Source organism: Acidithiobacillus sulfurivorans (assembly GCF_018853815.1).
GTDB lineage: Bacteria > Pseudomonadota > Gammaproteobacteria > Acidithiobacillales > Acidithiobacillaceae > Acidithiobacillus > Acidithiobacillus sulfurivorans.
The window spans coordinates 17576-28590 of the sequence record NZ_JAAOMP010000131.1 but is presented as its reverse complement, the minus strand read 5'-3'; the positions used below and the strand labels follow the sequence as shown (position 1 = coordinate 28590).

Annotated in this window: 11 protein-coding genes; 1 reads left to right on the top strand and 10 read right to left on the bottom strand. The window is 51.3% G+C overall.

Features of this window, described 5'->3' with window-relative positions; all coding sequences use genetic code 11:
• From HAP95_RS12310 to HAP95_RS12290, 5 genes are all read right to left on the bottom strand, one after another.
• The coding region (locus HAP95_RS12310) for a biotin/lipoyl-containing protein (protein ID WP_215884495.1) at nucleotides 1-854 on the bottom strand (854 nt) is incomplete at its 3' end.
• Nucleotides 855-907: 53 nt separating this feature from the next.
• Nucleotides 908-1888 (bottom strand): alpha-ketoacid dehydrogenase subunit beta, encoded by a 981-nt coding sequence (locus tag HAP95_RS12305; protein WP_075322020.1) that lies wholly within the window; start codon nucleotides 1886-1888, stop codon nucleotides 908-910.
• Nucleotides 1881-2861: a pyruvate dehydrogenase (acetyl-transferring) E1 component subunit alpha gene (gene pdhA, locus HAP95_RS12300; protein ID WP_215884494.1), complete on the bottom strand. Its 981-nt coding sequence runs from the start codon at nucleotides 2859-2861 to the stop codon at nucleotides 1881-1883. Before pdhA ends, HAP95_RS12305 begins: the two co-directional genes overlap by 8 nt.
• A gap of 211 nt (nucleotides 2862-3072) precedes the next feature.
• Nucleotides 3073-3621 carry an OmpA family protein gene (locus HAP95_RS12295; protein WP_215884493.1) on the bottom strand — a complete coding sequence of 183 codons (549 nt, stop codon included), beginning with the start codon at nucleotides 3619-3621 and terminating at the stop codon, nucleotides 3073-3075.
• 80 nt (nucleotides 3622-3701) lie between these two features.
• The gene (locus HAP95_RS12290; protein WP_215884492.1) at nucleotides 3702-4928 is read right to left on the bottom strand and encodes an outer membrane beta-barrel protein; all 1227 of its coding nucleotides are present in this window, start codon (nucleotides 4926-4928) and stop codon (nucleotides 3702-3704) included.
• A gap of 336 nt (nucleotides 4929-5264) precedes the next feature.
• Here HAP95_RS12290 and HAP95_RS12285 point away from each other — a divergent pair, with 336 nt between their 5' ends.
• Nucleotides 5265-5588 carry a hypothetical protein gene (locus HAP95_RS12285; RefSeq protein ID WP_215884491.1) on the top strand — a complete coding sequence of 108 codons (324 nt, stop codon included), beginning with the start codon at nucleotides 5265-5267 and terminating at the stop codon, nucleotides 5586-5588.
• A gap of 221 nt (nucleotides 5589-5809) precedes the next feature.
• On the opposite strand, the gene HAP95_RS12280 is transcribed toward HAP95_RS12285, so the two are convergent.
• The 5 genes from HAP95_RS12280 to rplM all read right to left on the bottom strand — a co-directional run bounded on the left by HAP95_RS12280 (nucleotide 5810) and on the right by rplM (nucleotide 10959).
• Entirely contained in the window at nucleotides 5810-7822 is a 2013-nt protein-coding gene (locus HAP95_RS12280) for a sensor domain-containing diguanylate cyclase (RefSeq protein ID WP_215884490.1), read from the bottom strand.
• Between the two features lie 8 nt (nucleotides 7823-7830).
• Nucleotides 7831-8904, bottom strand: coding sequence for an EAL domain-containing protein (locus tag HAP95_RS12275; protein WP_215884489.1), 1074 nt, complete (start codon nucleotides 8902-8904; stop codon nucleotides 7831-7833).
• 117 nt (nucleotides 8905-9021) lie between these two features.
• Nucleotides 9022-10056, bottom strand: a complete 1035-nt coding sequence (gene argC, locus HAP95_RS12270; protein WP_215884488.1) for an N-acetyl-gamma-glutamyl-phosphate reductase — start codon at nucleotides 10054-10056, stop codon at nucleotides 9022-9024.
• Nucleotides 10057-10130: 74 nt separating this feature from the next.
• Entirely contained in the window at nucleotides 10131-10517 is a 387-nt protein-coding gene (gene rpsI, locus HAP95_RS12265; RefSeq protein WP_010640716.1) for a 30S ribosomal protein S9, read from the bottom strand.
• Nucleotides 10518-10530: 13 nt separating this feature from the next.
• Nucleotides 10531-10959 carry a 50S ribosomal protein L13 gene (rplM, locus tag HAP95_RS12260; protein ID WP_010640718.1) on the bottom strand — a complete coding sequence of 143 codons (429 nt, stop codon included), beginning with the start codon at nucleotides 10957-10959 and terminating at the stop codon, nucleotides 10531-10533.
• Between the last annotated feature and the right edge of the window lie 56 nt (nucleotides 10960-11015).

The following is an 11015-nucleotide window of genomic DNA, read 5'->3' as shown; positions in this document are numbered from 1 at the left end:
CCCGCCGCAGCGATGACATCTGCGGCAACAATGACGCCGGCTGGCCCACTACCCTGCAGATGATTGAGGTCCACACCCTGCTGCCCGGCCAACTGCCGGGCAAAGGGACTGGCTGCTCCCTGCTGAGGACGCGGTGCAGGTTGTGCTCCAGGCACCCGGGCTGACAAATGCTGAGCAACGGGCGGTTGAGTGGAGACTGTGGAAGCACTGGGAGTCTTGTCCACCGCAGCTGCCGATACCTCCGGTCGTGATCCCGAAACAGTGCCAGCTTCGCGCACCTGATCCGCAGTTTCTACCAACCAGGCAATAGGGTCACCGACAGGGACCACCGCATCCACCGCGACACGCGGACCGGAAAGATAACCTTCACGAAAAACTTCCACATCCATGATGGCTTTGTCTGTTTCAATGGTCGCCACCACATCGCCACGCTGGATTTTATCGCCCAGGGATTTTTCCCAGGACACCAGCACGCCTTCAGTCATTGTATCGGAAAGTTGTGGCATTTTGATGGCATGACCCGAAAGTGCTTCAGATTCTGTCGGTTCTGAAGCAACGGCAGGCGCAGTTTTAGCCGGGGCATCCTGAACCGGGGATACGGCCTCATCCGATGTTTCCGTCAGATAGGCCATGGCCGCACCGACCGGCATGACACTATCCACCGCCGCCAAAGGACCCGCCAGATAGCCGGAGCGGAACACTTCCACATCCATGATCGCCTTGTCTGTTTCAATGGTCGCTACCACATCGCCGCGTTCGACCCGAGCGCCAATGGGTTTTTCCCAGGAAACGACCACACCTTCCGTCATAGTATCGGTCAGTTGCGGCATCTTGATGACGTAAGGTTCAGCCATTTTTCACCCTATTGAGTTTCTGTAGATCAAAACATATCGAGAGAAGTGCGACCTTAGCGGCCGAACATCTTCCTTACCGCAGCAATCACATCCCCGGCATTGGGAATCGCCGCCTTTTCCAGACGATGATTGTAGGGAATGGGAATATCCAGGGCATGCACACGCACCGGGGCCGCATCCAGATCAAAAAAGCATTCTTCATTGATGATGGCCATGACTTCCGAACCAACACCGACCGGAGCTTCGTCCTCTTCCACGATGATGGCGTGATGGGTTTTGCGCACGCTGGCAGCAATCCCGGCACGATCCAAAGGTTTCAAGGCCCTTAAATCAATCACTTCAGCATCAATACCATACTCGCTGGCCAGTTTTTTGGCCGCATCCAATGCCCAATGCACACTGATGTTGTAGGCAAAAATGCTGACATCCTTACCTGGACGCATGATTTCCACACCTTCCAGCGGGGTGAAAAACTCCTCGTCCGGCACTTCGCCCTTGAGGTTATACATGCTTTCATGTTCGATAATCACCACCGGATCATCTGAACGTACGGCACTTTTCAGCAAGCCATAAGCATCACGAGGGGTAGCCGGGGTCACCACGCGCAGGCCGGAAATCCCCATGAATACTTTTTCCATACGCGCCGAATGCTGGGCACCCAGCTGATGAGCCGTTCCACCGGGAACACGCATGACAAAGGGACAACGAATCCGTCCACCCGACATGTAATGAATTTTCGCCGCGTTATTCATGAGCTGATCCATAGCCAGCCAGGCAAAGTTCACACTCATGATTTCGACAATGGGGCGGGCACCAACCATGGCGGCACCCACACCAATGCCGGTGTAGCTGTTTTCGGAAATAGGGGTGTCAACAACCCGCTGTTCACCATATTTGGCGAAAAGTCCTGACGTCGCCTTGTAGGTACCACCCGCGACACCAATATCCTCACCCATGGCAAATACCAGCGGGTCGCGCGCCATTTCTTCATCGTGGGCACGCAAAATTCCCTGCCAATACATTAACTCAGCCATGGTTGTTACCTCCTTCGGTATAGACGTAACGCGCTACATCTTCGACGCGCGGTTCCGGGCATTCACTAGCGTAACGCACCACTTCGTTCTCGATTTCGTCCTGAACAGCCTTGTCCATGGCATGGAATTCATCTTCAGTCACCACGCCAGCTTCCACCAGACGGCGCTTGTAAATGCCGATGGGGTCGCGCTGCGCCCATTCTTCCACTTCTTCCTTGCTGCGATAGGCGCCGGAGTCAGACATGGAATGGCCGCGCAAACGATAGGTCATGAGTTCCAGGAAATAGGGCTTGCGTTGTTCGCGCACATAATTAACGGCTTTTTCGGCATGAGTCATGACAATATCAATGTCTTGCCCATCACATTGCGCTGCTTCAATGCCATAAGGTGCTACACGTTTATACTGATTGATTTCTACCGTCGAACGCTCAATGGCCGTACCAATGCCGTAGAGATTGTTTTCGCAGATAAACAGCACCGGCAGGTTCCACAGGCTTGCCATGTTCATGGTTTCATGGAAAGTACCCTGATTGTTGGCACCATCTCCCAGAAAACAGATGGAGATTTCCTGACCACCGCGCAACTGGATCGCCTTGGCAAAACCGGCTGCCAGCGGGAAGGGTCCGCCAACCAATGCGTAACCGCCCATGAAATGCACATCTGGATCGAACAAGTGCATGGAACCACCCCGGCCCTTGGAGCAACCGGCTTCCTTGCCGAAAAGCTCGGCCATCAGCGCTTTGGGGTCCATACCAGATTTGAGGGCATGAATGTGGTCCCGATACCCGGTCACCACATAATCAGAACCCGTTTGGGCTTTCTCCAAAACACCAATCGCACAGGCTTCCTCACCAGGATAAAGGTGTAAAAAACCGCCAATCTGGCGTTCGTGATAAGCCTCCGCACAGCGTTCTTCAAAGCGGCGGGCAAATAGCATTTCACGCAACAGGCGCTTCTGGTCCGTGGCGTCCATGGTCCTCCCAGACAAAATAATGGACCGCGTCCGCAGACGTGGTCATAGTGAAAATTCAGCCAAAGTCTTGGAGATGATGGCCTAGGCTACTGCAAAGCGTCAAGAGTAGTGGATATCGCGTGGGGCATTCAAACGCTGTATCCTTAAAAAACCCGCTTGATAAAGACCAAGCGGGTCATCGCAAAAAAGCTCAAACGGCCGTCATAAAACTTTATTTGACGGTAGTACGCACCATGACACTGGAATTGATTTCAACCCGCTGGTTTTTGAAACGACCAGCCGGAGTCGTGTTGGTAGCAATGGGGTCTTCATAGGAGTGGCCTTTGACCATCATGCGATCCGCAGCAACACCCCGCTTTTCGAGATAACCGGCAACACTGCCCGCACGCGCCTTGGAAAGCTTGTAGTTGTAGGCATAACTTCCTGTTTTGCTGCAATAACCGTTAATATGCAGGGTAGCATCCGGATGCATTTTGGCGAAACCGGCCACTTTATCGAGGACGCCAATATCCGACCCCATCAACAGCGCAGAACCGGTTTTGAAATTGATACCGGTAATGGTGATGGGCTTGCTTTCCAGCACTGTACGCTCTACCGGGGCGATAGGTGCAGGCGGTGGTGGAGGTGTCGGGGCAGAAACCACTGGAGCCACCGGAGCAGGACCAGCCGGGCAAGGTGTCACCTCATATAAACCACAGCCCGAGGCGGCAACGACAGACCCCAATAGCAGTAACCTGGATAATTGCGCAGCATGTTTCATGTTTGGATTCTCCTGAACTCAAAATACGTTAGATGGCGAGCCCCGCAGCAGCGAGGCTCCCAGTTTGATGAATCGACCGATCAGAACATGAAGCCGGTTTCGACCATGCCACGCAGTTGATTGGTGTTGGTTCCATTAGCACCGGAGAAACCCCGTCCGGCAGGCGCAGAGGCGGTCACATAAGAAAGTTCAGCGCGGGCGAAGAAACCACCGCTTTGGTAGGTTGGCGTGAGTGTGATGGACCAGGCGTGGGAATCAGCGGGGAGATCTGTGAGTGAGGATGCAATACTATTCAACCCATAACCCAGGGGCCCACCTACATGCAGATATTCTGCACGGGCACCCAAAGAGATCGTGTTGGTGAAACTATAGTCAGCCAGTACGGACCCACCATAATTATCGAAAGAGTGCGGAATACCTAGGCGCAACGATTCGGGAGTATGCATGTACTGGAAATAGGGCTCAATCATCCATGGGCCAGAACTATATTCATATTCAATACCGTAAATCTGGCTTTCATTACCGATAGGACTGTAAGCTACATCATTAGAACTCAGACGAGATTTACCCAAGGAACCTTGGCCATAAATACTTACCGTATTGGACCCATTAATAGCGTAGCTGAGTAATCCGCTGAGTACGTTATAACGATTGGAGTAATACCCATCTGTCCAGGCAAGCGATGCACTCAATGGACCCGCACTACCATTAAACTGTATGCCACGGCTGATAATGGGCTCCATATCCCAAAGTAGGCCACGCTCAATGTTGATGTTCTGGTAGGTAAAGCCACCTTCTGCACCAATCAAGGTGGGTAATTTTCCGATTTCTACAGAATAATTAGAGGATGGTGCAATTTTTAAATAAGCAACCGGCAAGGCTCCAAAATCGTTAATATTGCCTTGAACTGTTGTTGGCGGAACCGTGGCATTGCTAATTGTACTTGTAATCGAAGGAATGGATGCAGCCAGTGTAGGGAAGCTGTAAGCACCAGCCTGAATGTAAAACTGAATCGGACCATTTTCTTTCTGGATGATTACCATACCGTTGGTAATGGACGCACCCAATCGTTTAGCTCCCAAAGTACCCGCTAATCCTTGGGGATTATCCTGATAAAAGGCCATGCCGCTGGCTACGCCTTGCACATCCAGTTGACCCAATGGTCCGGCACAGAATTTCAGAGGATTCGGTAAAGATAATGGACTGGCATCCGCCACACCGGCGACCAACGGCAGGCCGATCAGCATGCTGGCGAGAATTGAACGACGTAAAAACGAATAGCGATTTTTAGTGCTGTAGTGCGACATGTTGACTCCCTGGTTTGTATGAAAAAAATCAAGCCTGTTGTCAAAAAGCAAAATGCATGCCCGCACAAGATCTTTATATAGTGATATGATTTATAGTATTTTTTAAAATTTAACACCACAACCCCCAATAAAATTACAAGCTTGCTATGCACCACTTTGGTGATCAATGCATTAAATTGGTGCGCCAGCAAATTGCGTCCATAAAAAACCCCGGCATAAAATGATGTCGGGGTTTGAGTTCATTTAATTGGTTTTCCAGTTTCAGCCGATAACCGAAGCAATGAAACTAACGCCTCCAGCCATCATGACCATCATCATGCCGCCAACGACCTGCCCATGGCGGTGGACCGTGATGCTCCCAAGGGCGTGGCCGGTAATAGCGAATCGGCGCAGGCTGCACATAGTACCCGGGCAATTGATAGCGCACAGGCGGCGGGGATGGCGGCGCTGGAACATAATATACGCGGCGCGGGGGCGGCACGTAATATACTGGCGGAGGTGCATAAACAGGCGCGGCATAATAGCCGGGGTTATTCCCTAAAAATACACTTAAACCAGGAACAGCAACGCCCAGGGACAAATCACTATCCGCCCAGGCAGGACTGCTTAACCCAACAAATAGCCCTACAAATGCCACAAATTGCGGTAAGCGATGAATAGGGTGCGTCCATATCTTTATCATGTGGCCTCCTTGAGCCGTCAGACTCATCAAGATATATATGTTTGCAGATAAGTAGGGGACTCCCGATAGCTATCTGACTAACCCAATACCACAGCAAGAAGCTTGCCAGTCCAGCACCTATATTTTTCAATCCGTTAAAAATACCCACTGTAGCCAAATAACCACAGTAATGCACCCAAAAACGGAAACCACTGGTTTTTTATTGCGTTGCTGTGTCGCCTAAAGCTTCTGATTCAGGCTGTAGCTGAAGATCTGCGTCGTAAATCATCCAAAACCGACTCCGTTCCAATTTTTTCGCCTTGATGGCATACAAGGCCTGATCAGCACAACGGAGCATCGCATCCTGATTCTCTATCAGCCCGGCATCCTTGCAAAAACAAACACCCAAACTGACCCGTACAGGCAGCACCACGCCTTGGGCCAATTTGGCCGGAGATTCCAGAGCACGTTCCAAACGCAGCAGGACGTCCTCCAATACCTGACGTTTCTCCAATCCTTCGAAGAGGAGCACAAATTCATCCCCACCCCAGCGGGCTACACAATCAGATGTACGCAACGCCTCTTCCAGCCTCCGGGCGATAATCACCAGTAAAGTATCCCCTGCGTTATGTCCGTATTCATCATTGACCTTTTTAAAATCATCCACATCCAGAATACCTAATGCGATAGATTGACTATTTTGACTGGCACTCGCCAACCCTTCTTCTAATCGCTCATTCAGCAGGCGGCGATTCGCCAATCCGGTAAGGCTATCGTAATAAGCCACCTGACGAATTTCGGCTTCGGCATCGGCCAATGCGTTATGGCGTTTCCAGAGGGTAAGAGCCAGCCCCACACTACTTGCCAACTGCCCAATAAGCGCTTTCAGCGCTTGGCTAAAGTGTTTGGTTTCGGCATGAGCAACCACCAGCACAGCTTCCACCTGCGCTGCGTCCTGCAAAATAATCGGGTAGGCGATCATGCTCCGAATCCGGCGTAGCTGTGGACGCCTTTCCATAACTGGCGAAGTCTCCATCACTTCATCCAGGAACCTGATTTCTTCTGCCTGACCCGAGCAAAACACCCGTTCAGGAAGAAAACTACCATTACGAAGATCTTTCGGATTTAGTGCGGTTATCCAGGCAAGTAAACTTTCACGCAAATCCTTTTGGTCAGCCTCGAGAACCGATATTTGCAGCGATTCAGTCAGCTGATCGGGAACGAACACGAACGCCGCAACCGCATTGGTTTCACGAACAATCGTTTGCATCAGACGCGCATACATGGCTTTTGGTTCTGCCTGGACCAGAAGAGATTGCTGCATCATAAGTGCCGCTTGCTGATACTGCCGCAAATCGAGCAGTTGACGCAGAAAGCGCACGGACAGGCGATCCAGAATCAGCAAAAAAAGCAAAATGACTACAAAAGGAACACTTTGCCAGATATTCTGGCGCCAAAAATTGTGAGCAAATTCAGAAGGTGACCAGCGCGCATAAGCTGCCCACGGGTATCCTGGCACCTCAACGCGCAGATAATGGCCCGTCCAATGATCCTGTAGAGCAGGAAGTTGCCAGGTTCCACTTTTCCAAAAAGCCACCGGGACATGACCGGCACCCGTAATCAGAATATCCATATCGGCGGGGGTATGGATATTTTTCAGAAAGGAAAGACGAAACGGGGACCCGATATAACCTGCAACTCGCCCTTGATGGTTCAATAAATGTTCGCGTATGGGCATTACCCAAATTTTACCCGGTAACAAAACAACGGGACGTCCAACCAAATAATCAGGATTTCTCTTGAGCTGAGTAAATTCCGTAGCTTTTAGCAGGGGAGTTGGTAATTGTCCCTCACTTGACCAGATGATTTTATTAGCCTGAGCGTCCAACAAGTTGATGGCAGCAATTCCACGATGCGTACTCTGGAAGGCGATCATGGCCGCTTTTTTTTCTGGTGTAAGTAACAGCGGGTTTTGATCCAGTTCCAGGAAGGATCGGCGAAAAAAAGTCAGGTCATGAAAATGACCATCCAGAGCACCTGCTAATTGATCGGCAATACTGCGCAAGGCAATCTCACCTCTAAACCGAAACTCCTTGTGCAAGGATGCTCGTAAATCTTCGACTCGCCACCCCCACAAGGCAATAAACAAAACGGCCATTCCGATAAAAAACAAGTGCAGCAAAAAAACAGGAGAAGACTGTATCGTCGAAAGGAGCTGTTTAGTTCGGTGCATGTCGATTTTTATTCGCGTTGCTCAAGGTGAATGGCTTCACGAACCAGTTCCTGAATTTCTGTTTCGATGTGATTCAAGGTCTGATCCAGATAACCCTGTTCAGGATCGGACTTCACTCTGACCAAGCGATGATGGGCGGCAACAATGGGATGATCCTCTGCTGCCCCTTGCTCGCGCAGAAAGGCTATCAACGGGCAGGGAGGAGGCGCCGTGACAGAAACATCAATCCAGCCACGCCGCAAAGCGTCCATCAAGGGACGACGCAAAAGATGTGCTGCATAGGCGCCCAATAAGCTGGCAGGATGCTTAGCACTGCCTTCAGGTAGATCATAGCCTTGAATGACCATGGCGATCAGTTCATGGGCAGGCATTGGCCTGGCAATGGCATAACCCTGTATAAAATCCAGATGCAAAGCGCGCATGGCATCCAGAATAGGTAGCGTTTCAACACCTTCTATCACCAATTCGGCATTCAAAGCGTTAGCCAACAGTTGAATGCTCTGCACAAAAGCCAGATTCTTGGGTTGCGCGCCCAGGTCGCGAATAAATTCCTGATCCAGTTTGATTTTATCAATAGGCAGTTCTTTCATGCGCAGCAAGGAAGAATAAGCCGAACCGACATCGTCCAGAGCAATGCGTACACCGGTATCCCGTAAAGCCTGCAGGCGGTCCTTGGCAATATGACGATTCAGAAAATCGCCACTTTCCAGAAGCTCAAGACATACTCTTGACGGTGCCACCGGACTATTCGTCATCGTTCCCGTAAAACAAATTGCACAATCATGCTCAACCATAAAATCGGGATCTACATTGAACGACAGATTAAGAACAATGCCCTGGGTATCCAGCAATTCCAGAACCTGGAGACCTGCCACCAGCATCAGGCGGCTGAGCTCTCGACGCTGTTCCATATCCAAAAATGGAATGAAAGAATGTGGGGAAATAATCTGTCCGGAAGCATCGCGCATCCGTGCGAGGGCTTCAATTCCAACGATTTTTTGCTGATTGATGGAATATTCGGGCTGAAAATAGGCCACGACATCTTCAGGAAAGCGCCACACGGCGAATTCCTTGGTTTTCACCTGCTTCCCCAGGATAAAGGTTTTCTTTTTTCAACAAAAAAACCGATGACAGTAACAGCAAACAAAATACACTGGCTCACAGTCAAGGCCTCATCCAAGGAAAATGGTTACATAACTCTATGGCAGCAAAGCAATTTGTGTCAATCCAAGCGTTTCAGGCAAGGCAAACATGCGGTTCATGTTCTGAACCGCCTGCCCGGCCGCACCCTTCACCAGATTATCAATGACAGACAGAACCACCACCTGCCCTGGACGGGGCTGGTGAACGGCAATACGACAAACATTGGCCCCGCGCACGGAGCGAGTTGCCGGATGACTGCCAAAAGGCAGAACATCGACAAATGGCTCCTGCGCGTAACGCTCTGCAAACAAGGTTTGCAAGGCAACGTCACTCAACGGCTGCTGCAACCGTCCGTACAAGGTGGCATGAATCCCGCGAATCATGGGCATCAGGTGCGGCGTGAACTGTAGTTCAATCGTCTCCCCGCTCAGTTTTGAGAGAGTCGCCTCAATTTCGGGACGATGACGGTGACCACTCACCCCATAGGCAGTGACACTATCTGCGGCTTCCGGCACGATCAGGTTCACCCGTCCGGTGCGACCCGCACCGCTCACCCCCGATTTGCAATCGGCAATCAGGGTATCTTGATGCAGTAATCCCGCCTCCAGCAAGGGGGCGAATCCCAGAATAACTGCGGTTGGATAACATCCGGGATTGCCAATCAGGCGTGATTGGGCAATGTGCTCCCGAAAATATTCCGGCAGTCCATAACAAGCTGCAAGCAACGCTTCAGGCGCCCGATGCGCCATGCCATACCAGTGCGCAAAAACTTCCGCATCGGCCAGCCGAAAATCCGCACCTAGATCAATGACACGCACATCATGCGCCAGCAATTCCGGGGCACTATCCATGGCCACGCCGTGGGGCGTCGCAAAAAATACGACATCCAGTTTTGCCAGAGTCTCTGGATCGGGGGCTGCATAACAAAGATCACACACGCCCCGCAGATTGGGAAAATGGGTATCTACCCGTTCTCCCGCTTCAGCACGAGAGGTGATGACCTGCACTTCCACTTCGGGATGAGGAAGCAACAAGCGCAACAATTCCACTCCGGTGTAGCCGGTACCACCCACAATGCCTGCACGAATCATGCTGCAACCCCCTGTCTTAGACCAACAACAAAAAAGCCGCCCTTAGGCGGCTTTTCCGATCCGAAGCGGTTTTATTAACGCTTGGAGAACTGATGACTGCGCCGCGCCTTATGCTTGCCGACTTTCTTACGCTCCACTTCGCGGGCATCCCGGGTCACAAAACCCGCGCCACGGAGCGGACGCCGCAAGGTTTCGTCATAAACCATCAGGGCGCGGGTGATACCGTGGCGAATGGCACCAGCCTGTCCGCTGGCACCACCACCGCTGACATTCACCAGAATGTCAAACTGGCTGCCGTGCCCGGTCAGTTCCAGTGGCTGCATGACTACCATGCGCGATGTCTCGCGACCAAAGTATTCTTCCAGGCTGCGCTTGTTGATGACGATCTTGCCAGAGCCACGACGCAAATAAACCCGTGCAGTTGCGCTCTTGCGCCGACCAGTGCCGTAATATTGTTCCATAATAGTGCTTACCTTAAATATCTAAAGTCTGAGGCTGTTGCGCAGAATGGGGATGCTCGGAACCACTGTACACCTTGAGCTTCCGGTACATAGCGCGACCCAGGGAGTTTTTTGGAAGCATTCCCTTGACGGCAATTTCGATAATCCGCTCTGGATGCGTTTCCATCATCTTTTCAAAAGAAGCACTCTTCAGATTGCCGACATAGCCGGTATGATGATAGTACATCTTGTCTTTGGCCTTGTTACCGGTCACCGCAATTTTGTCTGCGTTGATCACAATAATATGATCCCCGATGTCGGCATGAGGGGTAAATTCGGGCTTATGCTTACCGCGCAGGCGGGTAGCCACCTCTACAGAAAGACGGCCCAGCACTTTATCGGTCGCATCTACGACGAACCAGTCTCCCTGTACTTCATGAGACTTGGCAGAATAGGTCTTCATCACAAAACTCCGGCTTCGGGTTTTTCACTGAGGGGCGGGAGATTAGCGATGAAACG

Excerpts from the sequence above, each read along its gene's own strand:
- rplM (WP_010640718.1), bottom strand. The coding sequence starts at position 10,959 with ATGAAGACCTATTCTGCCAAGTCTCATGAAGTACAGGGAGACTGGTTC.
- pdhA (WP_215884494.1), bottom strand. The coding sequence starts at position 2,861 with ATGGACGCCACGGACCAGAAGCGCCTGTTGCGTGAAATGCTATTTGCC.
- HAP95_RS12290 (WP_215884492.1), bottom strand. The coding sequence starts at position 4,928 with ATGTCGCACTACAGCACTAAAAATCGCTATTCGTTTTTACGTCGTTCA.
- HAP95_RS12285 (WP_215884491.1), top strand. The coding sequence starts at position 5,265 with ATGGCGGTGGACCGTGATGCTCCCAAGGGCGTGGCCGGTAATAGCGAA.
- HAP95_RS12295 (WP_215884493.1), bottom strand. The coding sequence starts at position 3,621 with ATGAAACATGCTGCGCAATTATCCAGGTTACTGCTATTGGGGTCTGTC.
- HAP95_RS12305 (WP_075322020.1), bottom strand. The coding sequence starts at position 1,888 with ATGGCTGAGTTAATGTATTGGCAGGGAATTTTGCGTGCCCACGATGAA.
- argC (WP_215884488.1), bottom strand. The coding sequence starts at position 10,056 with ATGATTCGTGCAGGCATTGTGGGTGGTACCGGCTACACCGGAGTGGAA.
- HAP95_RS12280 (WP_215884490.1), bottom strand. The coding sequence starts at position 7,822 with ATGCACCGAACTAAACAGCTCCTTTCGACGATACAGTCTTCTCCTGTT.
- rpsI (WP_010640716.1), bottom strand. The coding sequence starts at position 10,517 with ATGGAACAATATTACGGCACTGGTCGGCGCAAGAGCGCAACTGCACGG.